The sequence below is a fragment of the Aeromonas sp. BIGb0405 genome (assembly GCF_024807335.1).
Lineage (GTDB): Bacteria > Pseudomonadota > Gammaproteobacteria > Enterobacterales > Aeromonadaceae > Aeromonas > Aeromonas rivuli.
Window position 1 is genome coordinate 89,712 of record NZ_JANUEP010000002.1, and the last position, 25,923, is coordinate 115,634.

26 protein-coding genes are annotated in these 25,923 nt (G+C 61.6%); 8 read left to right on the forward strand and 18 right to left on the reverse strand.

Translation table 11 applies throughout. The features are described from left to right. Nucleotides 1–18: 18 nt before the first annotated feature. The 4 genes from holA to leuS all read right to left on the reverse strand — a co-directional run bounded on the left by holA (nt 19) and on the right by leuS (nt 4,411). The gene (holA, locus tag M2366_RS05170) at nt 19–1,056 is read right to left on the reverse strand and encodes a DNA polymerase III subunit delta (RefSeq protein ID WP_259269440.1); all 1,038 of its coding nucleotides are present in this window, start codon (nt 1,054–1,056) and stop codon (nt 19–21) included. Continuing rightward, nucleotides 1,056–1,217, reverse strand: coding sequence for a DNA polymerase III subunit delta (locus tag M2366_RS05175; RefSeq protein ID WP_259269441.1), 162 nt, complete (start codon nt 1,215–1,217; stop codon nt 1,056–1,058). The genes holA and M2366_RS05175 overlap by 1 nt, the downstream gene beginning before the upstream one ends. A 13-nt stretch (nt 1,218–1,230) precedes the next feature. Beyond that, a complete protein-coding gene (gene lptE / locus M2366_RS05180; RefSeq protein WP_042040907.1) occupies nt 1,231–1,713 on the reverse strand; it encodes an LPS assembly lipoprotein LptE in 483 nt (160 codons plus the stop codon). Nucleotides 1,714–1,834: 121 nt separating this feature from the next. Further along, entirely contained in the window at nt 1,835–4,411 is a 2,577-nt protein-coding gene (gene leuS, locus M2366_RS05185; RefSeq protein WP_259269148.1) for a leucine--tRNA ligase, read from the reverse strand. Between the two features lie 148 nt (nt 4,412–4,559). On the opposite strand from leuS, the gene M2366_RS05190 reads away from it, so the two are divergent. After that, nucleotides 4,560–5,042: a zinc ribbon-containing protein gene (locus tag M2366_RS05190; RefSeq protein ID WP_042040905.1), complete on the forward strand. Its 483-nt coding sequence runs from the start codon at nt 4,560–4,562 to the stop codon at nt 5,040–5,042. Between the two features lie 69 nt (nt 5,043–5,111). Here M2366_RS05190 and lnt read toward each other — a convergent pair whose 3' ends face one another. The 5 genes from lnt to miaB all read right to left on the reverse strand — a co-directional run bounded on the left by lnt (nt 5,112) and on the right by miaB (nt 10,794). Next, nucleotides 5,112–6,641, reverse strand: a complete 1,530-nt coding sequence (gene lnt / locus M2366_RS05195) for an apolipoprotein N-acyltransferase (RefSeq protein ID WP_259269149.1) — start codon at nt 6,639–6,641, stop codon at nt 5,112–5,114. Between the two features lie 163 nt (nt 6,642–6,804). Then, nucleotides 6,805–7,689 carry a CNNM family magnesium/cobalt transport protein CorC gene (gene corC, locus M2366_RS05200; RefSeq protein WP_224431134.1) on the reverse strand — a complete coding sequence of 295 codons (885 nt, stop codon included), beginning with the start codon at nt 7,687–7,689 and terminating at the stop codon, nt 6,805–6,807. An 81-nt stretch (nt 7,690–7,770) separates the two neighbouring features. Beyond that, nucleotides 7,771–8,256, reverse strand: coding sequence for an rRNA maturation RNase YbeY (gene ybeY / locus M2366_RS05205; RefSeq protein ID WP_259269150.1), 486 nt, complete (start codon nt 8,254–8,256; stop codon nt 7,771–7,773). Beyond that, nucleotides 8,253–9,308, reverse strand: a complete 1,056-nt coding sequence (locus tag M2366_RS05210; protein ID WP_224431132.1) for a PhoH family protein — start codon at nt 9,306–9,308, stop codon at nt 8,253–8,255. The genes ybeY and M2366_RS05210 overlap by 4 nt, the downstream gene beginning before the upstream one ends. A 52-nt stretch (nt 9,309–9,360) precedes the next feature. After that, complete coding sequence (gene miaB / locus M2366_RS05215) at nt 9,361–10,794, reverse strand: tRNA (N6-isopentenyl adenosine(37)-C2)-methylthiotransferase MiaB (RefSeq protein ID WP_042040900.1); 1,434 nt, start codon at nt 10,792–10,794, stop codon at nt 9,361–9,363. Nucleotides 10,795–11,088: 294 nt separating this feature from the next. Between miaB and M2366_RS05220 the strand changes: the two genes are divergently transcribed. Together M2366_RS05220 and M2366_RS05225 are read left to right on the forward strand one after the other, a co-directional pair. Continuing rightward, the gene (locus tag M2366_RS05220; RefSeq protein WP_042040899.1) at nt 11,089–12,285 is read left to right on the forward strand and encodes an FAD-dependent monooxygenase; all 1,197 of its coding nucleotides are present in this window, start codon (nt 11,089–11,091) and stop codon (nt 12,283–12,285) included. 29 nt (nt 12,286–12,314) lie between these two features. Further along, nucleotides 12,315–12,899, forward strand: a complete 585-nt coding sequence (locus M2366_RS05225) for a cysteine hydrolase family protein (RefSeq protein ID WP_042040898.1) — start codon at nt 12,315–12,317, stop codon at nt 12,897–12,899. A gap of 88 nt (nt 12,900–12,987) precedes the next feature. On the opposite strand, the gene M2366_RS05230 is transcribed toward M2366_RS05225, so the two are convergent. Both M2366_RS05230 and M2366_RS05235 read right to left on the reverse strand, forming a co-directional pair. After that, the gene (locus M2366_RS05230; protein WP_224431130.1) at nt 12,988–13,239 is read right to left on the reverse strand and encodes a DUF333 domain-containing protein; all 252 of its coding nucleotides are present in this window, start codon (nt 13,237–13,239) and stop codon (nt 12,988–12,990) included. Between the two features lie 82 nt (nt 13,240–13,321). Then, nucleotides 13,322–14,221, reverse strand: coding sequence for a LysR family transcriptional regulator (locus M2366_RS05235; RefSeq protein WP_259235472.1), 900 nt, complete (start codon nt 14,219–14,221; stop codon nt 13,322–13,324). Nucleotides 14,222–14,334: 113 nt separating this feature from the next. On the opposite strand from M2366_RS05235, the gene M2366_RS05240 reads away from it, so the two are divergent. Next, on the forward strand, nt 14,335–14,565 hold the full coding sequence (locus M2366_RS05240; RefSeq protein ID WP_259269151.1) for a hypothetical protein: 231 nt from the start codon (nt 14,335–14,337) through the stop codon (nt 14,563–14,565). Then, nucleotides 14,562–15,227, forward strand: coding sequence for an HAD-IA family hydrolase (locus M2366_RS05245; RefSeq protein WP_042040894.1), 666 nt, complete (start codon nt 14,562–14,564; stop codon nt 15,225–15,227). Before M2366_RS05240 ends, M2366_RS05245 begins: the two co-directional genes overlap by 4 nt. A gap of 158 nt (nt 15,228–15,385) precedes the next feature. Here M2366_RS05245 and M2366_RS05250 read toward each other — a convergent pair whose 3' ends face one another. Further along, on the reverse strand, nt 15,386–15,988 hold the full coding sequence (locus M2366_RS05250; RefSeq protein WP_042040893.1) for a nitroreductase family protein: 603 nt from the start codon (nt 15,986–15,988) through the stop codon (nt 15,386–15,388). A 389-nt stretch (nt 15,989–16,377) separates the two neighbouring features. On the opposite strand from M2366_RS05250, the gene M2366_RS05255 reads away from it, so the two are divergent. Both M2366_RS05255 and M2366_RS05260 read left to right on the forward strand, forming a co-directional pair. After that, complete coding sequence (locus M2366_RS05255; protein ID WP_042040892.1) at nt 16,378–16,893, forward strand: YMGG-like glycine zipper-containing protein; 516 nt, start codon at nt 16,378–16,380, stop codon at nt 16,891–16,893. A gap of 235 nt (nt 16,894–17,128) precedes the next feature. Further along, nucleotides 17,129–18,211 (forward strand): glycerophosphodiester phosphodiesterase, encoded by a 1,083-nt coding sequence (locus M2366_RS05260; RefSeq protein WP_259269152.1) that lies wholly within the window; start codon nt 17,129–17,131, stop codon nt 18,209–18,211. 240 nt (nt 18,212–18,451) lie between these two features. Here M2366_RS05260 and M2366_RS05265 read toward each other — a convergent pair whose 3' ends face one another. The 5 genes from M2366_RS05265 to M2366_RS05285 all read right to left on the reverse strand — a co-directional run bounded on the left by M2366_RS05265 (nt 18,452) and on the right by M2366_RS05285 (nt 23,425). After that, nucleotides 18,452–19,408 carry a D-2-hydroxyacid dehydrogenase gene (locus tag M2366_RS05265; RefSeq protein WP_224431124.1) on the reverse strand — a complete coding sequence of 319 codons (957 nt, stop codon included), beginning with the start codon at nt 19,406–19,408 and terminating at the stop codon, nt 18,452–18,454. A 127-nt stretch (nt 19,409–19,535) separates the two neighbouring features. Beyond that, nucleotides 19,536–20,291 (reverse strand): alpha/beta hydrolase family protein, encoded by a 756-nt coding sequence (locus tag M2366_RS05270; RefSeq protein WP_259235477.1) that lies wholly within the window; start codon nt 20,289–20,291, stop codon nt 19,536–19,538. Nucleotides 20,292–20,474: 183 nt separating this feature from the next. Further along, complete coding sequence (efp, locus tag M2366_RS05275) at nt 20,475–21,041, reverse strand: elongation factor P (protein WP_042040889.1); 567 nt, start codon at nt 21,039–21,041, stop codon at nt 20,475–20,477. A gap of 51 nt (nt 21,042–21,092) precedes the next feature. After that, nucleotides 21,093–22,274 carry an elongation factor P maturation arginine rhamnosyltransferase EarP gene (gene earP / locus M2366_RS05280; RefSeq protein ID WP_259269153.1) on the reverse strand — a complete coding sequence of 394 codons (1,182 nt, stop codon included), beginning with the start codon at nt 22,272–22,274 and terminating at the stop codon, nt 21,093–21,095. 107 nt (nt 22,275–22,381) lie between these two features. Continuing rightward, on the reverse strand, nt 22,382–23,425 hold the full coding sequence (locus M2366_RS05285) for a GMP reductase (RefSeq protein WP_259269154.1): 1,044 nt from the start codon (nt 23,423–23,425) through the stop codon (nt 22,382–22,384). Nucleotides 23,426–23,823: 398 nt separating this feature from the next. Here M2366_RS05285 and M2366_RS05290 point away from each other — a divergent pair, with 398 nt between their 5' ends. Then, entirely contained in the window at nt 23,824–24,327 is a 504-nt protein-coding gene (locus M2366_RS05290; RefSeq protein WP_224431120.1) for an ATP-dependent zinc protease, read from the forward strand. Nucleotides 24,328–24,488: 161 nt separating this feature from the next. Here the strand turns inward: M2366_RS05290 and M2366_RS05295 are convergent, their stop codons facing one another. Further along, a complete protein-coding gene (locus M2366_RS05295; RefSeq protein ID WP_042040885.1) occupies nt 24,489–25,919 on the reverse strand; it encodes an ATP-binding protein in 1,431 nt (476 codons plus the stop codon). Nucleotides 25,920–25,923 lie beyond the last annotated feature (4 nt).

Here is a 25,923-nt window from a genome sequence, read left to right on the forward strand (position 1 = left end):
GCAGGCCGATTGGTTTGCTTAGCATGGGTTGCGCTCCACAGCCATCGGCAAGGGGTGGCCATCGCGAAATCCCAGGGCCAGGGTTTGCAGCAGCAGCCAGGCACGCTGTGTCTCGAAGTGGCTCAGGGCGGCGTCGAGCTGGCTCATCAGCTGCCAGAGCTGCTGCAACTTGGCAAAGGGCAAGCGGGTCAGTGCCTGCTGGATCAGCTGCTGGCGGCTCTGCCAGATACGCAGGCGGGAGAAGTGCTCCCCCAGGGGTTGGCCACTGCGCATGGCCAGCGACAGCTCGGTGAGCTGTTCCAGCTCGCGAGTCAGGGTCCAGGCGAGCATGCCGGGCTCGGTGCCCTCGGCGCGCAGGGCCTGCAAGATGCGCTGGGCCCGGTTCACTTTGCCCTCCAGCAGGGTATCGATCAGCTGGAAGGGGGTGAAGTGGGCGTGACGAATGATGGTCTCTTGCAGATAGGGAACGCTGATCGGCTGAGGTGGATCCAGCAGGGTCAGCTTCTCAATCTCCTGACTCGCCGCCAGCAGGTTGCCCTCATAGGCATGGCACATGAAATTGATGGCATCGGGCAGGGCCTTGAGGCCGAACTTCTGAAAACGGGCCCCCATCCAGCGCGGGAAGAAGCGCGGCTCCGGGTGGTTGACCGGCACATAGGTTCCAAGTTGGTAGAGCTTGTCGAACCAGGCTGCCTTCATCTGGGTCTGGTTGAGCCGGCCACCGCTCAGCACCAGCAGCAGGTCGGGATGCAGCTGCTTGCCGATTTCGCTGATGCGGGCGGCGAGATCCTTGTCGACCTTGGGGGGGAGCTCCAACTCGATGAGCTGGCGGGCCGAGAACAGGCTCATAGCCTGGCAGGCATCGTAGACCTGGTTCCAGTCAAGCCCCGGCTCGACCACGAAACTGTGGCGCTCATCGAACCCCAGCTTGTGTGCGTGCTGGCGGATGCTGTCGATGGCCTCCTGTTTGAGCAGCGGCTCGTCACCAAAGACGAGATAGCAGGGCCTGAGCCCTGTCTTGAGATGATCCGCAAACTGCTCGGGGTAAATCCTCATCAAGATACTCTCATCAGAATTTGTTCTGGCTGGGTCGATGGATGGGCAAGGTCGATGGCCTGCTCTGCTGTCTCGAGCCGCGGCTCGGCACCAAAGACGAGATAGCAGGGCCTGAGCCCTGCCTTGAGGTGATCCGCAAACTGCTCGGGGTAAATCCTCATCAAGATACTCTCATCAGAACTTGACCTGGCTCAGCTGCCGCACTATCAGGCTGGCGGCCTGTTCCTGCATCTCCTTGCCGAGCTGCTCCTGCTCGCGGGATGAGGCAAGGGCCGCGTCCGGTTTGTTCAGGAAACTGCGGTTGAAGGTGATGGGGAAGATCTGGGTCGGTTGACCCGGCATGGAGATGGTAAAGCTGGTGCTGTAGCCGAGCACATACTCCCTGTCCTGACCGAGGGCATCGACCGAGGCGACCTCGCTGCTGTTGCCGATGCTGCCCAGGGTCAGCACCGGAATGCCTTCCTTGTCGTCCAGCACGACCCCTGACGCCTTGAGGCGGGTGGTCACCAGTCGATAGAGATCGCTCTTGGTGTCACCGACCACCTTCATGGTCATCAGTTCGGGGGGAATGGCCTGGCCGCGCATCTGGAAGCCGCAGGCCGAAAGCAACAGTGTGGTCAACAGTATGCTGATCCAGCGAATGAGGGGCGAACCCATGGCATGTCCTCTCCAACAAGGAGGCGGCGCGCACCGGCGAGCCGCCTCCTTTGATTATACGAGGGTGCGCGACCTTGCGGCCTTGCACCCGGTGATGGCATCGGGAAGGATGCCTGATCAATCAGTTAGCGACTATGTTGAGCAGCTTGCCCGGGATATAGACAATCTTGCGCACCGTCAGGCCGTCGGTGAACTTCTGCACCGAGGCATCAGCCATGGCCTGGCGCTCGATCTCGGCCTGACTGATGTCGGCGGGCACCGTCAGCTTGCCGCGCATCTTGCCGTTGATCTGCACGACGACCAGCTTCTCGGTCTCGACCATGGCGGCCTCGTCGGCCACCGGCCAGACGGCGTGGTCCACGTCGTCACCCTTGCCCAGCATCTTCCACAGCTCGAAGCCGATGTGCGGGGTGATGGGGTAGAGCATGACCACCACGGCTTCCAGCGCTTCTTGCATCAGGGCGCGGTCTTGCGCATCCGAACCCAGCTTGGCCAGGTTGTTCATCAGTTCCATGATGGCGGCGATGGCGGTGTTGAAGGTCTGGCGGCGACCCACGTCATCGCTCACCTTCTTGATGGTCTTGTGCAGTTCACGGCGCACCGCTTTCTGATCGCCGGTCAGGGCGGTCAGGTCCAGCGCAGGCACGGCACCGGCCGAGACGTGTTCGAAGGTGAGGCGCCACAGACGACGCAGGAAGCGCTGGGCCCCTTCGACGCCTGAGTCGGACCACTCCAGGGTCATGTCGGCCGGGGAGGCGAACATCATGAACAGACGGACGGTATCGGCGCCGTAACGCTCCACCATCAGTTGCGGGTCTATGCCGTTGTTCTTGGACTTGGACATCTTGGTCATGCCGGAGTGGATCACTTCGCGGCCTTCCAGATCGACGGCCTTGGTGATGCGGCCCTTCTCGTCACGCTCGAGCTTGACCTCGGTCGGGCTGACCCAGACGTTGCCGCCCTTCTCGTCCTTGTAGTAGAAGGCGTCGGCCAGCACCATGCCCTGGCAGAGCAGGCGCTTGAACGGCTCACTGCTGTTGACCAGGCCCGCATCGCGCAGCAGCTTGTGGAAGAAGCGGGCGTAGAGCAGGTGCATACAGGCGTGTTCGATGCCGCCGATGTACTGATCCACCGGCAACCAGTGGTTGGCGGCAGCGGGATCCAGCATGCCCTTGTCGTAGTCCGGGGAGCAGTAACGGGCGTAATACCAGGAGGACTCCATGAAGGTGTCGAAGGTATCGGTCTCGCGGAACGCTTCCTGGCCGTTGTAAGTGGTCTTGGCCCAGTCGGCATCGGCCTTGATCGGGCTCTGGATGCCGTCCATCACCACGTCTTCGGGCAGCAGTACCGGCAGTTGATCTTCCGGGGTCGGCACTACGGTGCCATCGGCCAGAGTCAACATGGGGATGGGGGCACCCCAGTAACGCTGACGGGAGACGCCCCAGTCGCGCAGGCGGAAGTTGACGGTGCGTTTGCCGCGGCCCAGCGCCTCGAGCTTGTTGGAGATGGCATCGAAGGCGGCCTGGAATTCGAGGCCGTCAAACTCGCCGGAATTGAACAGCACACCCTTGTCGGTGTAAGCGGCGTCGCTCACATCCACCTCGCCATCGGCAGGCTTGATGACCGCCTTGATCTCGAGGCCATATTTGGTGGCAAATTCATGGTCGCGCAGATCGTGGCCGGGGACCGCCATCACGGCGCCGGTGCCATAGTTCATCAGCACGAAGTTGGCGACCCAGACCGGCACCTTATGGCCGCTCAGAGGGTGAATGGCGTACAGGCCGGTGGCCATGCCCTTCTTCTCCATGGTTGCCATCTCGGCTTCGGCGACCTTGGTGTGCTTGCACTCTTCGATGAAAGCGGCCAGTTCCGGATTGGTGGCAGCAGCCTGCAGGGCCAGCGGGTGACCGGCCGCGATACCAACGTAAGTCACGCCCATCAGGGTGTCGGGACGGGTGGTATAGATGTCGAAGGAGGCATCGCTATCGGCGACCTGGAAGGTCATGTTGACCCCTTCGGAGCGGCCAATCCAGTTGCGCTGCATGGTCTTGACCATCTCGGGCCAGCCATCCAGGTTCTCTATATCGTCCAGCAGCTCCTGGGCATAGTCGGTGATCTTGATGAACCACTGGGGGATCTCTTTCTGCTCCACCGGGGTGTCACAACGCCAGCAGCAGTTGTCGATCACCTGCTCGTTGGCGAGCACCGTCTGATCGTTCGGGCACCAGTTGACCGAGGAGGTCTTCTTGTAGACCAGACCCTTCTCATGGAGCTTGGTGAAGAACCACTGCTCCCAGCGGTAGTAATCCGGCTTGCAGGTGGCCAGCTCCCTGTCCCAGTCATAGCCCAGCCCCAGCATCTTGAGCTGGTTCTTCATGTATTCGATGTTTTCATAGGTCCAGGGGGCCGGCGCCGTGTTGTTCTTGATGGCGGCGTTTTCGGCGGGCAGACCGAAGGCATCCCAACCGATGGGTTGCAGTACGTTCTTGCCATTGAGCCGTTGATAACGGGAGATCACATCACCTATGGTGTAGTTACGCACGTGCCCCATGTGTAGACGACCAGACGGATAAGGGAACATGGAGAGGCAGTAGAACTTCTCTTTGTCTACTTTCTCCACTGCCTTGAAGGTTTTCTTGGCATCCCAGTGCTGTTGCACTGCTGGTTCTATGGACTGGGGAACGTATTGCTCTTGCATTTGGTGACATCCGGATCTGTGAAATGGGTAGATAAATCGGCTGGGAAATCCCGATAGAATACCCATATCCTGCGGCGGCAACAACCGTCAGCGTCCCGGGTTACCAGTCGGGCAAAGCATCCATCCGTCATTCGAGAGGAGTAATGCCATGGACAAACGTCGAAAAGGTTATGAGGCCTTCATCGCCCAGCTCAGGCAGCAGTGGGAGGAGACGGAAGCCTTTCAGGGCGAGCGCCTCAATCGCATGATTGCCAAGGTACAGGCTTATATGGAAGCCGCCGGTGACCTGACCCAGGATGAGCTGGCCCTGATCGCCGAATACGTGAAGCGGGATCTGGGCAACTTTGAGGCCGGTCGGGCCGAGGCACCGGAGTCGGCCTTCATGCTGGCGCTCAAAGATACCGCCTGGTCCTGGCTCGCCGATGTGACCGACCGATCCCAGGTGGAATGGCAGGAGCTGGCCGACGAACTGGAGCACAAGGGCGTTTATCGTGTTGGTGATTGGGTCGGCCTCGGGGTGGTGGTGTGCGAGGATTGTGAGTGGCGCCATACGGTGCTTCATCCGCAGCAGCTCGGCCCCTGCCCGGAATGCGGGGCGAGCGAGTTCCATCGTGAGCCCCTCTCGCCCTGAGAGTCCGCGTATCCCAGACATAGAAGAAGGCGCCTTTTTGGGGCGCCTTCTTCATTTATCCCTCGGCTATCACAGTTCACGAGCCCAGGGGTGGGCGCGGGGTCTCAGCCCCAGGGCCAGCCCCAGCCCCAGGGCGCAGAACGCGTAGAGGGGCCAGCTGCCAAAGCGGTGATAGGGAGTCTGGCCATGGGCGGGACGCACTTCACTGCGCAGCACCTTGGCTTCGAACTGCGGGATCTGGCCTGTGATGCTGCCATCGATCTCGGTGGTGATGGTGATGCCGTTGTTGGTGGCACGCAGCAACGGGCGAGCCAGTTCCAGGGCGCGCATGCGAGCGATCTCCATGTGCTGCCAGGGACCTATGCTGCTGCCAAACCAGGCGTCATTGGAGACGGTCAGCAAGAAGTCGGTGTCCGGCTGGACGGTGCGGCGCAGCTCCTCCGGGAAGATGATTTCGTAGCAGATGGCCGCTGCCAGCTTGAACCCCTTGGCGATCAAATTGGGTTGCACCTCATCCCCTGGGCTGAAGGAGGACATGGGCAAATTGAAGAAGGGGGCGATGGGGCGCAGCCAATCTTCGAACGGCACATATTCGCCAATGGGCAGCAGATGATACTTGTTGAAGCGGTTCTCATGCTCATAGTGGTAGCTCTGCTTGCCGTCCGCATCCTGTACCCCCATGCCGAGCACCACGTTATAGAAACGCTGCTGCTTGGTGTCGTAGTTGATGATACCGGCCAGCAGGGCGGTATCATTGATCTTCATCGCCTTGTCCAGGCTCTCCAGATAGTTGCCCATCTCTTTTTCGAGTGCCGGAATGGCGGATTCCGGCCAGATGATGATGTCGGCATCCTGGTTATCGCGGCTGAGATCCTGATAGGTGCGAATGGTGGGCACCAGGGCCTCGGGATCCCACTTGAGGGACTGGGCTATGTTGCCCTGCACCAGCGCCACCTTGACCGGCTCGCCCCGGGTCACCCAGTTGAGCTGCATCAATCCATGGGCGCTGGCGACCAGGGCGACCGGCAGCAGCAGCCAGGCCGGTTTGCGACTCTGCCACAGCAGCCAGAGGGCTGAGGTACAGAGCAACAGCGCGAGGGTGATGCCCTGCACCCCGAGGATGGGGGCAAAACCCTTGAGGGGGCCATCAATCTGGCTGTAGCCAAACCAGAGCCAGGGGTAGCCGGTCATCACCCAGCCGCGCAGCCAGTCGGCGATGAGCCAGAGCGCCGGGAAGGCGAGCAGCCAGCGGCTCCAGTGGCGGGCGGTGAAGAAGCGGGCGAACAGCCAGCAGGCCAGGGTCGGGTAGAGGGACAGATAAGCCGCCAATGCGGTCAATAGCAGGAAGGCCGCTGGCAGGGGGATGCCACCAAACTCCGTCATGCTGACATGGATCCACCACTGCCCCGGCAGGAACATCCCCATGGCGTAACCAAAACCGCGCCAGGCGGCTTGTCTGGGGTTGGCCTTGTCCAGCAGGGCATAGAGGCCAAGCAGGGAGGGGACAACCACGGGCCAGTAACCGAAGGGCGAGAAGGCCAGCACGGCGAGGGCGCCACAGGCAAAGGCACAGAGGCTTGTCAGGAGTTTTGATTTCACGGGTAATTGGGGCTCAAATTGGGCTTCAATGATATTGGCCGCTATCTTAACCCGTAATGGCGGGCAACGGCGAGCCCGGGGGCTCGGCATTGACCGATCGCCAACGAAAACGCCCCGCGGTGCGGGGCGTTTTTTACAGTCAGCCAGGGCAGAGTGCGCCGGCTTACTGGGTCTCGGATTGTGCCGCGATATGATTTTCGGGGATCCGGACCTGCAACTGCTGCAGACGACGACGGTCGGCATGCATCACCTTGAACAGATAGCCATCGAGCTCTATCTCTTCCCCTTTCTTGGGCAGGTGACTGAAGGCGTGCATCACCAGGCCGCCCACCGTATCCACCTCTTCATCGCTGAACTGGGTGCCGAAATAGTCGTTGAAGTCTTCTATCTCGGTGAGGGCGCTGATCGCGAAGACCCGCTTGCTGATGCGGCGGATCTCATCGGGTTCGTTGTCGTCATCGTCGAACTCGTCATCTATCTCGCCGACGATGAGCTCGAGAATGTCTTCTATGGTCACCAGACCCGAGACACCGCCGAACTCGTCCACCACTATGGCCATGTGGTAGCGCTCCTCACGGAACTCCTTGAGCAGACGGTCGACCCGCTTGCTCTCGGGCACTATCACGGTCGGGCGCAGGATGTTTTCGAGTTGCAGGGGCTCGCTGGCGTGGTGAGAGCCAAAACCGAATGGCAGCAGATCCTTGGCGAGCAAGATGCCCTCCACATGATCCTTGTCTTCGTTGATCACCGGAAAACGGGAGTGACCAGATTCTATGATGACCGGCAGCAGTTCATCCACGGATTGGGATTTCTCGATGGTCACCATCTGGGAGCGGGGGATCATGATATCGCGCACGCGCAGCTCGGCAATTTCGAGCACACCTTCAATCATGTCCTTGGTGTCCTGGTCGATGAGGTCGCGCTCTTCGGCGTCGGCAATCACATCTACCAAATCATTGCGGTCTCTTGGCTCGCCCTGGAAGAGTTGGCTGAGTTTATCGAGCCAGGTTTTCTTCGGCGAGCCGGTACTAGGGTGATCGTCGGTCATGATGTCTCTTGATTACTCATTAAAGGGTCAGCGACCCGAATAGGTCAGGCCCGAAGGCCTGCGTCGTCAACGGGGTTGACGTCAGTCGCCGTGATACTCGTCACCGAGTATATCGTCCTGATAAGGATCTGGGAAACCGAGCTCGGCCATGATGTCGCGCTCAAGCCCTTCCATCTCTTCGGCTTCCTCATCCTCGATATGGTCATAACCTAGCAGATGCAGACTGCCGTGCACAACCATATGGGCCCAGTGGGCTTCCAGGGTTTTACCTTGCTCTGCGGCCTCGCGCTCCACCACCTGACGACAGATAACGAGATCGCCGAGCAGGGGCAGCTCCATGCCTGGTGGAGCCTCAAACGGGAAGGAGAGCACATTGGTGGGCTTCTCCATGCCGCGATAGGTGTGGTTGAGCTGCTGGCTCTCGGCCTCATCGACGATGCGTATCGTCACCTCGGCCTCTGGCTGGAAGCCGAGGATGGTGCCTTCCAGCCAGCCTTGCAGCTGGGCTGCACTCGGCAGCCCCGTCTCTTGCTCAGAGGCCAGTTGCAGATCCAGGGTCAGGCTCATTGGGCGCTCTCTTGTTTGGCGTTGGCTCTATTGGGTTTGGCAGTGGCGGACTCGGCCTGCGCGGCGTCGAATGCCTCATAGGCCTGCACGATGCGGGCCACCACCGGGTGGCGCACCACGTCCTTGGATTCGAAGAAGTTGAACGACAGGCCATCGACCCCCTGCAGCACTTCCAGGGCGTGGCGCAGGCCGGACTTGGTGCTGCGCGGCAGGTCCACCTGGGTGATGTCGCCGGTGACCACCGCCTTGGAGTTGAAGCCGATGCGGGTCAGGAACATCTTCATCTGCTCGGTGGTGGTGTTCTGGGCCTCGTCCAGGATGATGAAGGCGTCATTCAAGGTTCTTCCGCGCATATAGGCGAGGGGCGCCACCTCGATGATGTTGCGCTCCATCAGCTTCTCGACCCGCTCGAAGCCCAGCATCTCGAACAGGGCGTCGTAGAGGGGGCGCAGGTAGGGATCGACCTTCTGGGAGAGATCCCCGGGCAGGAAGCCGAGCTTCTCCCCGGCTTCCACCGCCGGGCGGGTCAGCAGGATGCGGCGGATCTCCTGGCGCTCCAGGGCATCCACTGCGGCGGCCACCGCCAGATAGGTCTTGCCGGTACCGGCCGGGCCAATGCCGAAGCTGATGTCGTGGCGCACTATGTTGCTGATGTACTGCGCCTGGTTCGGGCTGCGGGGCTTGATGAGGCCGCGCTTGGTCTTGACCGTCACCTCCTTGCCATGGGGCTGGCTCGGGGTCTCCTCATCGTCCTGCTCCAGCACACGGGACTCCTGCACCGTCAGGTGCACCATCTCGGGGGTAATGTCGGTCACCTTGCCCCCCTTGAGCGCCTGGGTCTCCACATAGAGATGCTTGAGGATGACGGCGGCGGCATCCACCTGGGCCTGTTTGCCGAGCAGCTGGAAGTGGTTGTCACGGTAGCTGATTTCGACGCCGAGGCGGCGTTCCAATTGTTTGATATTGTCATCGAAGGGACCGCACAGGCTGACGAGGCGCTGATTGTCAGCGGGCTCCAGGTGCAGGTTCAGGGTCGAGATGTGTCGGCTCAAAGTGTCCTCGTCTCAGCGATATCCCCCTCCGGCAGGCGGAGGGGGAAGAAAATTAGTGGGGCCTGAAGGCGGCGACGCCCAGTTCATTGGGCAGGTTGTCGGGCCGACGCGCCAGAATGTCGCTCGGCGCCGTGGCGATGCGCAGATTCATTTCGTCCTCGCCGCGGATGAAGCGGCCACGCAGGGAGTAGGGGCGCACGTCGGTGATCTCCACGTCGGCGAAGCCACCGATGAGACGGTGCGGTCCCTCGAAGTTGACCACCCGGTTGTTCTCGGTGCGGCCACTGAGCTGCATGGGATCCATCTTGGAGGGCCCCTCCACCAGGATGCGCTGCACCGAGCCCAGCATGGCGCGGCCGATGAGCATGGACTGGTGATTGATCTGGTTCTGCAGGCGGGTGAGGCGGGCCTTCTTCACCTCCATGTCGACGTCGTCCGGCAGATCGGCGGCCGGGGTGCCGGGGCGCGGGCTGTAGATGAAACTGAAGCTCATGTCGAAGTTGATCTCCTCGATGAGCTTCATGGTGGCCTCGAAATCCTCGTCCGTCTCGTTCGGGAAGCCGACGATGAAGTCGGAACTCATGGTGATGTCGGGACGGGCGGCGCGCAGGCGGCGGATCTTGGACTTGTACTCCAGCACAGTGTGGGGGCGCTTCATCATGGTCAGGATGCGATCCGAGCCGCTCTGCACCGGCAGGTGCAGGAAGCTGACCACTTCCGGCGTGTCCTTGTAGACCTCGATGATGTCGTCGGTGAACTCGATGGGATGGCTGGTGGTGTAGCGAATGCGGTCGATGCCGTCGATGGCGGCCACCAGGCGCAGCAGCTCGGCGAAGGTGCAGTCATTGCCATCGAAGGTCGGGCCCCGGTAGGCGTTGACGTTCTGACCGAGCAGGTTCACCTCGCGCACCCCCTGCTGGGCGAGCTGGGCGATTTCGTAGAGCACGTCGTCGAGCGGTCGGCTCACCTCCTCGCCGCGGGTGTAGGGCACCACGCAGAAGGAGCAGTATTTGGAGCAGCCTTCCATGATGGAGACGAAGGCGCTGGCTCCCTCGGCACGGGGTTCCGGCAGGTTGTCGAACTTCTCGATCTCCGGGAAGGCGATGTCCACCTGGGCACCTCGCCCCTCCTGGACCTGCTTGATCATGGCGGGCAGGCGGTGCAGGGTCTGGGGGCCGAACACGATGTCCACATAGGGCGCACGTTGGCGCAGGGCTTCCCCTTCCTGGGAGGCGACACAGCCACCCACGCCGATCACCAGTCCCGGTTTTTTCAGCTTGAGCTTCTTCCAGCGACCGAGCTGGTGAAACACCTTCTCCTGGGCCTTTTCACGGATGGAGCAGGTATTGAGCAGCAGGACGTCTGCCTCCTCGGGCTCTTCGGTCAGCGTGTAGCCATTGCTGGCGTCCAACAGGTCGGCCATCTTGGACGAGTCGTACTCGTTCATCTGGCAGCCCCAGGTCTTGATGTGAAGTTTCTTGCTCATTGCTACTCTTGACGGTTTTTGGCTGTTTCTAAAATTTGACAGGGTCAAACGACCGAGCATTTTACTCCGCAATGGGGACGCTGACCAGTTAATATCCAGCTGGCACCAGGCTTGGCGTGATGGAACTTGCCCTGTTGCCATGACCGGGCCCTGGCGAGCCAGGTCACTGCTTGCCACCGCATCTTGGGGTATCATGGCCACAGCAACGCTTGGCCGGTTGCCAAGCCTTTGTCACAGAGCCCACCCTCGTCGGTTGGCGCCGCGCCTCTGGGCGCCCGTTTTCAGGAAGCACCCATGTTTGCAAAGTTAGATGTCCCCAGCCAACGGCCCAATGACGCCGATGTGATCATCGTTGGGGCCGGCATGGTGGGCGCCGCCATCGCCTGTCTGCTGGCGAGTCAGGGGCGCTCGGTGCGGCTCATCGAGACGCGCCTGCCCGAACCGTTCAGCCCAGAACAGCCATTGGACTTGCGAGTCTCCGCCATCAGCCAGGCTTCGGTGGCGCTGCTGGACAAGGCCGGTGCCTGGCAACACCTGCAACAGATGCGGCTGTGCCCCTACCGCCGCTTGGAGACCTGGGAGCAAGCGGGTTGCGCGACCCGTTTCTCGGCCGAGGAGCTGGGCCTGCCCCAGCTCGGTTACATCATAGAGAACCGCCTCATCCAGCTCGCTCTGCTGCGCCGCATCGAGGATTTTGCGAACATCCAGACCCATACCCCGGCGGCGGTGCAGAGTCTGCAGCAGAACGGTGATCACGCCACCTTGCTGCTCGATGATGGTACCGAGTTGCAGGCCAGCTGGGTGCTGGCCTGCGACGGTGCCGAGTCCCTCACCCGGCGCCTGGCCGGGATAGGTGTGTCGCGCTTCGAGTACCGCCAGCACTGCATGCTGATCAATATCGATACCGAGTTCGAGCAGGAAGATATCACTTGGCAGCAGTTCACCCCGAGTGGCCCGCGCGCCTTCCTGCCGCTGCCGGGTCAGCACGGCTCCCTGGTCTGGTATGACAGCCCGGCCCGGATCCGCGCCCTGTCGGCCCTGGATAACGAGGCCCTGGCCGCCGAGGTGCGTCAGCACTTCCCGACCCGGCTCGGCGGTTTCAGGGTGACCGGCAAGGGCAGCTTCCCGCTGGTACGCCGTCATGCCAACGACTATCACGCCGGGCGGGTAGTGCTGCTCGGCGATGCCGCCCACACCATCAATCCGCTGGCGGGTCAGGGGGTCAACCTCGGCTTCAAGGACGTGGCCTGCTGGAGTGAACTGCTAGAGGCGGCGGGAGACAATTGGCAAGATCCTGCCTTGGCAAGGCGTTATGAGCGGCGCAGGCGCCCGGACAATATGTTGATGCAGTCGGGGATGGATCTCTTCTACGCGGCCTTTAGCAACGACATAGGGCCGCTGCGCCTGGCACGCAATCTGGCTCTCAATCTGGCCGACAAGGCGGGCCCCCTCAAGGAGATGGCGCTACGCTACGCACTGGGGCTGGTGTAGGCCACTCGTTCACATCTGGAGACGCAACCATGACAGACAAGGCACTGCTGGTCATCGATTTCATCAAGGATCTCGCCCACCCGGATGGCAAGATAGCGGCCTCTGCCCGCCACGTGCAGGAGCAAGACGCCATCACTCATGCCAATCAGGCACTGAAATATGCCCGGGCCCATGGTTGGCTGGTGATCCAGGTCAAGGTCGGTTTTGAGGCCAACTATCATGTCCAGCCCAAGGGCTCCCCCATGTTTGGCCGCGCGCAGGCCTTTGGTGCCCTCTGCCTCGATGGCGAGGGGTGCGAGTTTCACCCGGAGCTTGATGTGCAACCGACCGATCTGGTGATGGAGAAGCCAAGGGTCAGTCCCTTCTATGGCACCCTGCTTGAGCCTGCCCTGCGGGCCAATCGCATCGAACACCTCTACCTGTGCGGGCTGAGCAGCAGCTGGGCCATCCAGGCCGCGGCGCGGGATGGCCATGACAGGGATTACCGCATCACCATTCTGGAAGATGCCTGCGCCGCGGCGGATGCCAATGAACACCATGCATCCCTGCGGATGCTGAGCCGTATCGCCGAGGTCATCAAGGTCGAACAGCTAACGGCGGATGGGCAAGGCTAACGCCTCTGGGCGGCTTTCGCTCATAACAGAAGGCCGATCCTCATGATCGGCCTTCTGTTTTTGCGGGTGGGCATGAGGGCAACTGCACCTACTGGGATTGCTGGGCTGCCCGGTAGAGGGTCCACTCTTCCATGACGGTGCCATCTGGCAGATGGCAATATCCCACTGTCCCCCCCGCTTCTTCTTCCATGACTAACTTGCCATCCTGCTCGGTGCAATAGACCGAGGCCGGATTGGCCATGCCTATCTTGGCTGGTGCGGGTGCAGGGCCCTGCTGGGCGCAGCCCGCCAGGGTCAGCAAGGGGAGCAGGGGCAGGGCGTTGTGCCATCTCGATCTCATATCAAACCTCTCGGCAGTGTCAGTGTCGCAGACGATACACCCAGGCTTGGCCGGGTCGCAACTCAGGCATCCCCGGATCTCGTCACTGTGATCCCGGGCGCTGTGGTGCCATGGTCGTCATCATTTTCAAGAAGTTATCCCGGATGGGATCATGGAAACCCGGGTTCCACACCAGGCTTATCTCCCATGCGGAGTGGGGACCCGAGAGGGGATAGAGGGTCACGTTGGGGCCAGCGATGAAGCTGACACTCCTCGGTAATATCGCATTGCCGATGCCGGCGGCGACCAGGGCCACCAGGGTCTGAATATCTTCCGCCTCTTGAATGGTCCCTGTCAGTCGATTGGCGCCGAGGAAGCTGGCAATCTGCTGGCTCAGGCCCGGACAGCGATGCCCCACCATCTGCAGCAGCGGTTGCCGAGTCAGCGCCTGCTCCACATCCAGCCCGGTAGCGTCACCCTGAATGCTTTGGGTGGGCACCGCCAGCACCAGTCGATCTGTCAGCAACGGGATCTCGTGAAGCTGTTCACCTTGAGGGCGGCGCATGAAGCCGAGTTGCAATTGCCCCGACAGCAGTTGTTCATGCTGGACGGCCGAGGGCATGTCCCGCAGATGGACAAGCACTTCGGGGGCGTGCTGGCGAAAGCGAGCGACCAGAGTTGGCGCCAGTTCGAAGCTCGACAGGCCGAAGCCAATATTGAGCCGTCCGGCGATGCCGCTGGCCAATGCCAGGGCGTGGCGCTCGAATCCCTGTCCATGCTCGACCAGGGCGCGGGCCTGGACGAGCAACTGGGCGCCGATGGCGGTTAACGCTGCCCCGTGGCGACCGCGATTGAACAGGCTGGCCCCCAGCATCAGCTCCAGCCCCTGGATCTGCTTGGTCAGGGCCGGTTGCGTGATGAAGAGGCGTGCCGCTGCCTCCCGGTAGTTGGCGCTCTGGGCCAGGGTCACGAAGGCTTGTAGCTGTTTGAAGTCGAATTTCATTCCGTTTGATTATCGAATGTTGAGTTTTATTGATTATAAATTATCTATTGCCCTTGTTCTAATGGTCTCGAAACGGGCCTGTTGTCCGTCACGCTGCCCAGAGGGAAGAGACCATGAGCACAGAAACGTATCTGTTATTACGCAAAGAAGGGACTGTGATCGCTCAGCCCCTGGCGGCCCCGGAGACGGGAGAGCTGCTGGTCAGTCTGTTGCAGCAGGGGTTTGTGCTGGATCCCCGGCAGATCCTGGCGGGCAACAGTCGGCAGGCGTTGGCCTGCTATGAACAGGAGATAGGGGAGCTGCCCGGCATTCAGGGCACCCCCAGGGCGGGACGTCCGTCATGACGGGGCTCACGTTGCAGGCGGCGGCGCTGCTGCTCGACATGGACGGTACCCTGGTTCACTCCACCACCGAAGTGGAGACGGTGTGGCGGCTATGGTGTCGACGCCACCGGCTCGACCCCGACCCCATCCTGGCCGCCTGTCATGGGGTGCGATCCTTTGAGGTGATCCAGGCCCTGGCGCCCGACCTGGATCTGGCCCGGGAGATAGCCCTGCTCGATGAGATGGAGATCCAGCATACAGGGGCCGCCGAACCGCTGGCGGGTTGTCGCGCCGTCTTGCAGGGGCTACCCATGACCCGCTGGGCGCTGGTGACCTCGGCCAGCCGTCGGGTGGCCTTGCACCGTCTGGCCTCGGCGGGTTTGCCCGTGCCGCTGCAACTGATTGGTGCCGCCGAGGTAGCCAGAGGCAAGCCGGATCCCGAACCCTATCTGCTGGGAGCCAAGAGCCTGGGAGTGGCGCCTGCCGACTGCCTGGTGTTTGAGGATGCGCTGGCTGGAATACAGAGTGCTATCAGAGCGGGTTGCCGGGTCGTGCAGATCGGTGGAGATCGCGCGCTCGATCCTGCGGTGGCGGCCCGAGTGCGGGATTGGCGGCAGATAAAGGTGACAGAGCAAGAGGGAGGGCTGGCGATCAGCCTGCACGCTGACAGCAGCTGGTGGTAGTGCACATCCTGCCAAAGCGAGTGTTCGCCGCTGCAGAGATCGGCTTGGGGAGACGATGGACAGTGGCAAGCGGTTGATGCAGAAGGGGGCCCATGGGATGGGCACAGAGTCCGATGAGAATGGGTTGTGAGCCCCCTCATGGGAGGGGGCGGTGGATCTCAACCAAAGACGCGGAAGCGCTCGGCATCATCCATAAAGGTCTTGTCGCCGGCGGGCTGCTCTATGCTGCCAAAGGGCATCTGGGCACGCAGCAGCCAGCTGGCGGGGAGCTCCCAACGCTGATGAACCTGATCGTCAATGATCGGGTTGTAGTGTTGCAGTGAGGCGCCAATGCCTTCCTGGGCCAGGGCGCTCCAGACTGCAAACTGGGCTATGCCGGTGGCATGTTCGGACCAGATGGGGAAGTTGTCGGCATAGAGGGCGAACTTCTGCTGCAGCTCCTTGATGACGGCGGTGTCTTCGAAGAAGAGCACAGTGCCAAACCCTGCACGGAAACTGCCGTTGATTTTGTTTTCCGTCTGGGGGAAGGCCTCGGTGGGAACGAGCTTGCGCAGCGTCTCCTTCGTCAGGTCCCAGAGGGCGTGGTGCTGATCACCAAAGAGAATGACCACCCGGGAACTTTGGGAGTTGAACGAAGAGGGACTCTGCTTGACCGCCTCTTGAATGAGGGCGGTCAACGCGTCCTGACTGTGGGAAACCTTGTCCCCGAGTGCATAGATGGTGCGGCGTACTTTCATCAGTTCGATAAATGAATTGCTCATAACCTCTCCTTGCGTAACGAAAATGCGTGGTTCAACGGCATGGCGGACCCAAGGGCCAAGCTGGCCTCGTGCGCAGCCAGTGTAGCGCCGCCATCAAGCTCTTCCTAGCCCATCCATCCATAGCGTTTGGAGATCCCGCAGGTTCAGGTCATGCCCGACTGGGCCCCTTGCCGACAGGAGTTGACCGATGACGAATGACGTCAGGGAGGGGATTCAGGATGAGCTGGCAGGCGTTATCGAGAACTATTCATGACAATTCAAAGAGTTAAACGATGACCCATTCAGGCTCAGTCAAGCTTTGTCGTCTGGAAGGGGGAGGGGCTATGGCGCGCGTTACCGACTCTCATCATAGTGCAGGGGAAAATTAATCAGCTGGACAGGAGTATCCCATGGGAATGAACAGACAGACGCTGCGTTCCTTGGCGTTGTTGGGGCCTCTGTTGTTGGCCTGGCTGCCGGCGCAGGCCTCCGAGACGGTCAATACCATACTCGGCGGTGGTGTCGGTGGCGTGGCGGGGACCATGCTTGGCAAGCAGCTTGGTGGTGATACCGGTGCCCTGGTTGGCGCGGCCCTGGGGGGCGCGGCAGGTGGTGCCGCGACTGCCAATCGCGGTAACAAGAACGAAGCCGCCATCGGCGGCGCCGTGGGGGCCCTGGGTGGGGCGGCCATCGGCAAGAGCCTGAGCGGTGATACCGGTCAGTTGATCGGTGCAGGCATAGGTGGTGCCGGTGGTTCGGCTATTGGCGCCCGCACCGGGGACGGTCACGAATCCCGTGATGATGACAGGGGCGGTCGCCGCTACGACGGACGTCGCTATCATGACGATCGCCATTATCACCACCACAAGCACAAGAAAAAATATTACAAGAAACACCGCAAACACGGATGGCATGACGACGACTGATCTCATTCGTGTGCCGAGCAAAGGATCCGTGACAAGCATGCCAGTCTGTCAGACTGGCATGCTTGATTGCATTCTGTCTGCGGTATGCGGGCCGTGGCATGTCCGGCCTGTTGATCCATCGCCCTCCCTGGAAGAGAGACGAACAAGAGAATGGTAACAACATCAGTCATATTAATTTTTTAGAAATATAAAGGAGTTAGCTTAGCCGGACCTCTTACTCAACAAGGTTATGCTCATGTCTATCCCAACACCTCGCCTCCTTAGCCTGGTGCTCTTTTCTCCCCTGTTGCTTTCGGCTTGCCATGATAATGCGTCGACCTCCCAGCTTGATACCCCACCACACCTGTTCAACGAGCCCAGGGCCTTCGATCTAGAAGCGCATCGTGGCGGCCTCGGCCTCGTCTCGGAAAGCACCCTGGCCGCCTTTGCCAACGCCCTGGAGATGGGGGTCACCACCCTGGAGATGGACACCCAGATCACCCGGGATGGCATAGCGGTTGTGACCCATGATCGCAAGATCTCGGACAAGAAGTGTCTGGATACCCAGCCCGCCAGCGAGGGAGATCCCCTGTACCCCTACGTGGGCAAATACATCAAGGATCTCACCCTGGCCCAGGTGAAGACCCTGGATTGTGGCTCCCTGCCGCTGGCCGATTTTCCCGAGCAGGTGCAGGTCCCCGGTGCCACCATGCCGACCCTGCAAGAGGTGTTAGCCCTGGTGAACGCCTACCAGGCCGATCAGGTGCTGCTCAACATCGAGACCAAGGTCGAGGCGGGCGCACCGGAGGAGACGGCCCCCCGGGAGATCTTCGTCAAGACGGTGCTCAAGGAGATCCGTGACGCCGGTCTGATGCGGCAGGCAACCATACAGAGTTTCGACTGGGGCTCACTCATGCTGGCGCGGGAGCTCGAACCCAGCCTGCCCATCATAGCCTTGACCAATGGTCAGCAGTTCCTGCAGGTTGGCATGCCGGGTGCGTCTCCCTGGCTGGGGGGGCTCGACATCGATGACTTCAATGGGGATCTGGTGCAGGCCGTGGCCTCTTTCGGCGCCGATGCCATCTCTCCGGTACACGGGGATCCCCAGGGGGGACGTTACGGGGATCCCGGCTATGTGGAGTACACCACTCCGGATCTGGTCGATGCCGCCCATGCCGAGGGCATCAAGGTGATCCCCTGGACGGTCGACGATGAGGGCACCATGAATCGCATGCTGGAGAACGGGGTCGACGGCATGATCACCGACTACCCGGATCGACTGCGGGTGGTGATGGAGGCGCGGGGGATCCCGCTGCCGCCCCCTGTCTCCCCACGTTGAAACGCAGGGTGTCTGCAGGCATGAGTTCGCCCATGTGCGGATAACGTAAAGATAAGTGCCAAGACAGGCGCAACAAGACGAGCTGCAGCCGCAGCTTGGTCTCGACCCCGGCTCTTACCGGGAACAATAGAAGAGGGGAGGCATGGTGCCTCCCCTCTTTCTGCCGTTTCACTATCGCCGCTGTGTCGCCCTCCGTGGGAGCCGATATGCCTCGTGTTCATTCGCCTTGAGCGTCCTGGGTCAGACCAGCCGGTGCTGGCGTCTCCCGGCGGCAAAGGCGTTGATGTTGTCGATCAGCTGATCGGCCAGGCGCTGCATCGACTCTTCGCTGGCCCAGGCCACGTGCGGGGTCAGGATGAAGTTGGGATATTGCAGCGCCCGCATCAGCGGGTGATCCGGAGGGGGCGGCTCCTGGCTGGCCACATCGAAGCCGGCGCCGCCGAGTCGGCCGTTCCCCAGCGCCTCCAGCAGCGCCTGCTCGTCCACCAGGCCGCCACGGCCTACGTTGATCAACAAGGCCGTCGGTTTCATCAGTGCCAGCTCCCGCTCCCCGATGAGGTGGCGGGTGTAGGGGGTGAGCGGGCAGTGCAGGCTGATCACATCCGAGCTGGCCAACAGCTCATCGAGGGGCAGGCGATCGCCTGCTGCCTCACCGCCTATCTGGCTCTGGGCATAACGCACCTCCATGCCGATGCCAAGCGCCCGCTCGCCCAGGGCCTGGCCCAGGGTGCCCTTGCCGATGATGCCGAGCCGCTTGCCGTGCAGATCCATAATGGGGTGATCGAAGAAGCAGAACTGGCCGCTCTGTTGCCAGCGCCCCTCCAGCAGGGATTGGCGCCAGGCGAACAGGTTGCGCGACAGGGCCAGCATCAGGGCCATGGCATGCTCTGGTACCGAGGGGCCCGAGTAGTTGCGGATGTTGCACACGGCGACGTTGGCGGCGCGGCACGCCTCCAGATCCAGGTTGTCGCTGCCGGTGGCGGCCAGGGCGATTAAGCGCAGCCCTGGCAACGCGGCCAGTTCGGCGGCGCCGATGCGCACCTTGTTGATGATGGCGATGCTGGCCTCACGCAGGCGAGGCACCACCTGATCCGGTGTCGTGGTCGGGTAACTCAACCAGTGATGGGGGAAGTCGGGGCGATGCAGTCGCACGCCCGCATCCAGGGTATCGCTGTCGAGGAAGACTATCTGCTGCATGGGGCCTCCGGCTATGGAGTCCTATGATGCCAAAGAAAGGGGGCGGAGGGCCACTGCCAATCGCCCTTGGCAGCGAGATCCCGCTCTGGGGCCGGATCCGCTATTTCATCCCCTGGCATCAGAGCCGTCAGAGCCAGCCGAGGTGAGTGAGCCAACCCTGGATGCGCCCCGGCGCCTCATCGAGTTCCATCAGGGCATAGGGGCGGTAGTTGAGCTTGTGACTGCGCCGACTCTCCTCACGGCGTTGCTCGGCGGCCTGCAGTGGCCAGTTTCCCCCCTGCTCCTGATAGAGATCCAGCGTGGGTATGGTGCCTTGGGCGACCTGCTTGGCCAGGGTCTGGTTGCTCTGGGAATTGGGGAAGAAGCCGTCGAGCAGCACCAGGGCATCGGGGGCGGGCAGCTGCTCGCTGGCTATGAGGTTGCTGACCCAGGCGGCGCTGGTGCCCTGAGCCAGCAGCAGCTTGAAGCCCCCCGCCTGCCACTTGGCGTCACCGAGTTGGACGATGCGCTCGGCGAACTGCTTGCGAAAGGCATCTATGCCCTGCTGCTTCTTCTCGGCCGTGGGATCGAGCTCGGTTTGATTTGGGGAGGGCAGCAGCAACAGGGTATCGAAGCCGACACGGGTCAGCTGGCGTGTCAGTTGCCACAACTGACCACTGCGCTGCCAGTCCGGCAGCAGGATGGCCAGACCCAGGTAGCTGTTGCTGTCATGTTTGGCAAACAGCACCGTCTGTTTCTCCAGCTGACTGGCGCCGGGCAGACCTTGCCAGTCACGACTCTGCCAGTGATCCGCCGGAGGGGGCGGGGTCAGCTCGCTGGCAAGGAGAGGCCCACCGCTCAGGCTGCACAGGCTCAACAACAACGGTAGCGATACTCTGGCCATAGGCCCCTCTTGGCTTACCCTGGGTGCGGGTCTTACTGTTAGCGGCGGCCTGGGGCATTCCTGAAGGGGAGTCGAGGGATTAGGGGGGCGTGGGCTGGGATCGCCAGACAGGCGGAGGAAGGTCGGCCAATAAAAAAGCGAGCCAGGGGCTCGCTTTTTTCAACACTGGCCTAAGCCGTCACATCAGTTGACGCGACGCTTGAACTCACCGGTGCGGGTATCGATTTCGATCTTGTCACCGATCTCTACGAAGGCGGCAACGGCCAGCTCGTAGGTGGTGCCCTTCAGGCGGGCAGGCTTGGTCACTTTGCCGGAGGTGTCGCCACGGGCAGCCGGTTCGGTGTACTCGACTTCGCGGACTATGGTGGTCGGCAGTTCGACGGAGATGGCTTTCTCGTTGTAGAAAGTCACTTCGCAGATGTCTTCCATGCCGTCAACCATGTAGTTCAGGGCATCACCCAGGTTGTCTTTCTCGACATCGTGCTGGTTGTACTCGGTGTCCATGAAGACATACAGGGGATCGGAGAAGTAGGAGTAGGTGCACTCTTTACGCTCCAGCTGAACCACGTCCAGCTTGTCGTCAGCCTTGAAGACGGTCTCGGTGGCGCTGCCGTTGAGCAGGCCCTTCAGCTTCATCTTGACCACGGCGGAGTTACGGCCGGATTTGTTGAACTCGGCCTTCTGTACCACCATCGGCTCGGTGCCGATCATGACGACGTTACCAGCGCGGATTTCCTGTGCGGTTTTCATGTAAAAAATTCCTGTGCAATATGTGCGTATAAGGGGATAAAAACCGCCAGATTATATACGGCTTTCCAGAAATTTCACCAATCGTGTGAGGAGATCCCCATCCCTCAGCAACTTCTGTGACCAGTCTCCCCCATGTTGCCGCAAAATAGCGTCATATTGCGGCCATTTGTCCCAGAGCTCCCTCGTGCCATCCCCTTGATTAAGCGCGTGGTTGAAGGCCCGTAGCCATTGACTGACCTCGGGTGGCAAGTCGGCCAGGTAATGATCGAGGAAGCCGTCCAGCTTGACCATGTGGGCCTGCTCCTCCTGGGGATAGATGTGCCAGAGGAAGGGACGCGCCGCCCACTGGGCCCGCACGAAAGAGTCTTCGCCGCGCACCAGATTGAGATCGCAGCTCCACAGCAGCCTGTCATAACCGGCCTGATCCGTCATCGGCAGCAGCTTGACGCTGAGGTTGCCCCCTCGCAACAGATCACCGGCCTGCACGGCCTGGCCCTCACAGCCCAGGCCCCGCAGCACGTCCGCCACGGCGCGGCCCAGCGGCAGCAAGAGGGTGACCGGGGTTGGGCTGGCCTGCCATCCCTCGACCAGGCTGATGAGCGCCTCGCTCTCATAGGCAAACAGGCTGATGCGCAGCTCATCTTCCCCTTGGGGCGGCAGGCCGAGACTGGCCCAGTAGGCGACAAGTCCAGCCTCATCCTGTTGCCAGGCCTCTCGTGCCTGGATCAGTCCGCGCTCGCACAGCAGGCCACCGGTGCTGGGGGTGAAGCCCGGGAAGAAGAAGAATTTGTTGAGGCTCTGACTACCGACCCGCTGGGGGGAGGCGAGGCCGTGGCAATCCTCGACCCAGGCTTCGGCACTGAGGTACTCCAGATTGATCCAGCAGGGGGGCGGGCTCTGCTCGGCCATGGCCTGTACGAAAGGCGCGGGCAGTTCGCAGGCAAAGGCTTCGATCACGACCCTGGCCGGGATGACATCGACGGGCAGGGTATAGTGCCAGTGCTGGATGTGGATCCCCTCAACCCACTGGCGATCCAGCGCGGGATCCAGCCCCGGACAGATGCGGGCGAAGCTGGCCAGATCGTCCACCCAGAGCCGTACCTGTCCATGACCCTCCTGCTCCAGCTGGCGGGCCAGCCGCCAGGTGACGCCGATGTCGCCGAAGTTGTCCACGACGCAGCAGAAGATATCCCAGTCGAAGTCGGGTTGGGCGGAGGGGGCAGGGGTCGTCATGTTGGTTCACCAGCTACGAAAAAGAGACAAAAAAACCGGTGGGCAGGGTAGCACACCGGTGATTTGGCTTCTAATGGTTGGGCCTCGCTCTGGAGGCGCGTCCGGCGTTACTCCTTGCCGTAGACGTTGTTCTCCTGCTCACGCACCCGGATAAAGGTGGTGCGCTTGGTCAACTCTTTGAGCTGGCTGGCGCCGACGTAGGTGCAGGTGGAGCGCACGCCGCCGAGGATGTCGCGCACCGTGTTCTCGACCGGGCCGCGATAGGGCAGCAGCACGGTTTTACCCTCGGAGGCGCGATAGTCGGCGACGCCGCCTGCGTGCTTGTCCATGGCACTGGACGAGCTCATGCCGTAGAACTTCATGAAGGGGGAGCCTTCCACGTCCACCACCTCGCCGCCGCACTCCTCGTGGGCCGCCAGCATGCCCCCCAGCATCACGAAGTCGGCGCCGCCGCCGAAGGCCTTGGCCACGTCCCCCGGGCAGGTGCAGCCGCCGTCACCGACGATCTGACCGCCCAGGCCATGGGCCGCATCGGCGCACTCTATGATGGCGGAGAGCTGGGGGTAGCCGACCCCGGTCTTGACCCGGGTGGTGCAGACCGAGCCCGGGCCTATGCCGACCTTGACGATGTCGGCGCCGGAGAGGATCAGCTCCTCCACCATCTCGCCGGTGACCACGTTGCCCGCCAGGATGACGTGGTTGGGGCAGGCGTCGCGGGTCTTGCGCAGGAACTCGACGAAGTGCTGGGAGTAGCCGTTGGCCACATCCACGCAGATGAAGCGCAGGGCCTCTGACATGGCGAGGATCTGGCGGGTCTTGATGAAGTCCTCTTCGGAGGTGCCGGTGGAGACCATCACATGGCCGAGCAGGGCCGGATCGGTTTCGCTGACGAAGGTTTGCCACTGGGCGAGGCTGTAGTGCTTGTGTACCGCCGTCATCATCTCGAAGCCCGCCAGGGTACGCGCCATGGCGAAGCTGCCGACGGTGTCCATGTTGGCGGCGATGACGGGCACCCCCTGCCACTGGCTCTGGCTGTGTTTGAAGGTGAACTGACGGGTCAGGCTGACTTGGGAGCGGCTCTTGAGGGTTGAGCGCTTGGGGCGAAACAGCACGTCTTTGAAACCGAGCTTCAAGTCTTCTTCGATACGCATGACATTTCCTTAATGAGCCTGGTCGAGGGGCCAGGAGCCCTGTCTGGATAAACGGCAGGCACAAAAAAACCGCAGGTTTTCGAGGCCTCCGGTTTACAACAGTCTAGTCAGAAATCCCTCCGGAACAAGACTGATAATGGCAGATCTTTTGTGGTAGCCTTTGGCGTCACAACCTGGGTTTTCTCCCGCGACGTCTCCCCCAGTCCCTTCATTCACATCGCATCGTCCCGTTGTCGCTGTTTTGTCGAAAGATGTCCGAATTTGTCGGAAGATAGCTGCCACTTTCCCGATCTTATCCCGGATGCACCGCGCCGCATTGACGGGGGCAACATCAAGCTTCAAGCTGGAACCGATGACGGGCAGGGGCCCGGCATAGATCAAAGAGGGTGAGCGACAGGATGAAACATCAGAACATTGCGCTGTGGGGCTTGCTGGCGCTGTCGCTGAGCACCTCGCAGGCCCAGGCCGACAGCGACCATGTCTATGGCTGGGTCGAGAAAGGGGTGATCATGCCAAGCGGGGTGACGGTCAAACTCAAGCTGGATACCGGTGCGCTCACCTCCTCCATGGATGCGCGAAACCTGACCAGCTTCGAGCGCGATGGCAAGGAGTGGGTGCGCTTCAATCTGAATATGAAAGATGTGGAGACAGACAAGCAGGTCAAGCAGGAGATAGAGCGGCCCGTGCTGCGCCGCGTGACGGTGAGTGGTGCCGGTGGCTCCGAGCAGCGGCCTGTGGTGCATATGTCCATTTGTATCGGTGAGACCCTCTACAAGGAGGAGTTCACCCTGCGATCCCGGGCGAACATGGTTTACCCGGTATTGCTGGGACGGCGCCTGTTGGCGGAGTTGGGTCCTGTGGATGCAGGGCGGACGTTCACCACCCAGCCTGAGTGCCCCTGAGCGGCCTCAACCACAAGGCTGCTCTTCCATGACAGCCCTGCCCATGCAAAGAGGGCCACGCCGGCAGGTGTGGCCCTCTCTGTTTTGGTGTCCCTGGGGTGTCCCGAGCCCGCTTGTGCGCCTGCTGCCGGGTCGGAGCGGCGTCACATCCATGCGCGGCTTTATGGGGTTCCGTCGAGGATCACCCTGACCACCAGGCCCCCCTCGGCGCCATTGTGAATATCGAGCTCGGCGCGATGCAGCTCGGCGATGCTGCGCACTATCGCCATGCCAAGCCCGACGCCATCTCCCTGCTGGGGGTTGACCCGAAAGAAGCGCTCGCACAGTCGGGCCATGGCCTCGGCCGGAATGCCGGGGCCATTGTCCCGGACCTCCACCCGTACCCGCTTGCCGAGTTGCTCGACTCGCACGCTTATCTCCCCCTTGGCCTGGGTATAGCGCAGGGCATTGTCGATGAGATTGCTAAACAGCAGGTCGAGCAGGGTGGGCTGCCCCATGACCTCCGTCTGGCCCTCGACATCGAGGGAGAGTTGCTGATCCTTTTGCAACGCCAGGGGGGCCAAAGTGGCCAAGCTGCCCTGTAGCAGCTGGCCGAGATCGACGCGCTCCAGCACGGGATCCTGCTGATTGTCGATGCGGGCCTGGGTCAGCAACTGGCGCAACAGGCGATCGCTGCGATCCAGGGCGATCAGCATCTTGCCGAGGGAGTGGCGTCGACTCGCCTCATCCTGGGCCGCCAGGGCGTTCTCGCTATGAATGCGCAGCACTGCCAGGGGGGTTCGCAGTTCATGAGCCGCCTCATTGGTGAACTGTTTTTCCCGCTCCAGGGTGTCGGCCAGGGTGTGCATCAGCCGGTTGATCTCGTTGGTGAGCGGCGTGATCTCTTGTACCTGGAGTTCTAGGTCGAGGGGATCCAGGTTGGCGGGGTGGCGCTCGCTGACGGCTTTCACCAGCTGGCGCAGTGGTGCGAGACCACGGGTGATCAGCCACCAGAGCAGGCCGAGCAGGAAGGGCAGGGTGATGAAGAGCGGCAGCATGGTGAGGGTGGCCATCTTGCTGGCCAGCTCGCCGCGTTCGTCGTCCCGCTCGGCGACAATGAGCCAGGTCTGCTGCTTGTCGTTATAGAGGGTGAAAGTGCGCCACTGATGCCGGTCGATATGCATCGTCTCGAAGCCGATCGCCAGCTTTACCATAGGGGTCACGGGAGCGCTGGGGGAGCGCAGCAGTATGACGCCGTCACTGTCGATGAGCTGGAAGGTGAGGTTGCGCTCGAATTCGTGGCCATAGGGGGTGGTATCCCTGTCCTCGCCACTGAGATTCATCCCCTTCTCATGGGGGCGAGTGCCCGGATTGCGCTGCTCCCAATCCTCATAGATGGTGCCATCGGCAGGCAGCGTCTTGGTGTGATTGATGTAACTGATCAGCAGTTGATTGGTGATACGGGACGATTGGGCCAACCGGGCATCAAACAGCTCCTCCATCTCGTGGCTCGCCTCGAGATAACCAATGAAGGCGCTGAGTACCAGGCTGCCGCCTACCAGGGTCAGTATGCCGGTGAGCAGGAAGCGACGAATGGAGCGCTGTGGTTTCATGAGA

Coding starts and splice junctions, on each gene's coding strand:
- earP (WP_259269153.1), bottom strand. CDS start 22,274: ATGACGACCCCTGCCCCCTCCGCCCAACCCGACTTCGACTGGGATATC.
- M2366_RS05270 (WP_259235477.1), bottom strand. CDS start 20,291: ATGGCCAGAGTATCGCTACCGTTGTTGTTGAGCCTGTGCAGCCTGAGC.
- M2366_RS05285 (WP_259269154.1), bottom strand. CDS start 23,425: ATGCGTATCGAAGAAGACTTGAAGCTCGGTTTCAAAGACGTGCTGTTT.
- M2366_RS05230 (WP_224431130.1), bottom strand. CDS start 13,239: ATGAGATCGAGATGGCACAACGCCCTGCCCCTGCTCCCCTTGCTGACC.
- M2366_RS05290 (WP_224431120.1), top strand. CDS start 23,824: ATGAAACATCAGAACATTGCGCTGTGGGGCTTGCTGGCGCTGTCGCTG.
- corC (WP_224431134.1), bottom strand. CDS start 7,689: ATGACCGACGATCACCCTAGTACCGGCTCGCCGAAGAAAACCTGGCTC.
- M2366_RS05245 (WP_042040894.1), top strand. CDS start 14,562: ATGACGGGGCTCACGTTGCAGGCGGCGGCGCTGCTGCTCGACATGGAC.
- M2366_RS05175 (WP_259269441.1), bottom strand. CDS start 1,217: ATGAGGATTTACCCCGAGCAGTTTGCGGATCACCTCAAGGCAGGGCTC.
- M2366_RS05235 (WP_259235472.1), bottom strand. CDS start 14,221: ATGAAATTCGACTTCAAACAGCTACAAGCCTTCGTGACCCTGGCCCAG.
- leuS (WP_259269148.1), bottom strand. CDS start 4,411: ATGCAAGAGCAATACGTTCCCCAGTCCATAGAACCAGCAGTGCAACAG.
- M2366_RS05220 (WP_042040899.1), top strand. CDS start 11,089: ATGTTTGCAAAGTTAGATGTCCCCAGCCAACGGCCCAATGACGCCGAT.
- M2366_RS05265 (WP_224431124.1), bottom strand. CDS start 19,408: ATGCAGCAGATAGTCTTCCTCGACAGCGATACCCTGGATGCGGGCGTG.
- efp (WP_042040889.1), bottom strand. CDS start 21,041: ATGAAAACCGCACAGGAAATCCGCGCTGGTAACGTCGTCATGATCGGC.
- M2366_RS05190 (WP_042040905.1), top strand. CDS start 4,560: ATGGACAAACGTCGAAAAGGTTATGAGGCCTTCATCGCCCAGCTCAGG.
- ybeY (WP_259269150.1), bottom strand. CDS start 8,256: ATGAGCCTGACCCTGGATCTGCAACTGGCCTCTGAGCAAGAGACGGGG.
- M2366_RS05295 (WP_042040885.1), bottom strand. CDS start 25,919: ATGAAACCACAGCGCTCCATTCGTCGCTTCCTGCTCACCGGCATACTG.
- M2366_RS05250 (WP_042040893.1), bottom strand. CDS start 15,988: ATGAGCAATTCATTTATCGAACTGATGAAAGTACGCCGCACCATCTAT.
- M2366_RS05255 (WP_042040892.1), top strand. CDS start 16,378: ATGGGAATGAACAGACAGACGCTGCGTTCCTTGGCGTTGTTGGGGCCT.
- M2366_RS05240 (WP_259269151.1), top strand. CDS start 14,335: ATGAGCACAGAAACGTATCTGTTATTACGCAAAGAAGGGACTGTGATC.
- M2366_RS05260 (WP_259269152.1), top strand. CDS start 17,129: ATGTCTATCCCAACACCTCGCCTCCTTAGCCTGGTGCTCTTTTCTCCC.
- holA (WP_259269440.1), bottom strand. CDS start 1,056: ATGAGGATTTACCCCGAGCAGTTTGCGGATCATCTCAAGACAGGGCTC.
- lptE (WP_042040907.1), bottom strand. CDS start 1,713: ATGGGTTCGCCCCTCATTCGCTGGATCAGCATACTGTTGACCACACTG.
- M2366_RS05225 (WP_042040898.1), top strand. CDS start 12,315: ATGACAGACAAGGCACTGCTGGTCATCGATTTCATCAAGGATCTCGCC.
- miaB (WP_042040900.1), bottom strand. CDS start 10,794: ATGAGCAAGAAACTTCACATCAAGACCTGGGGCTGCCAGATGAACGAG.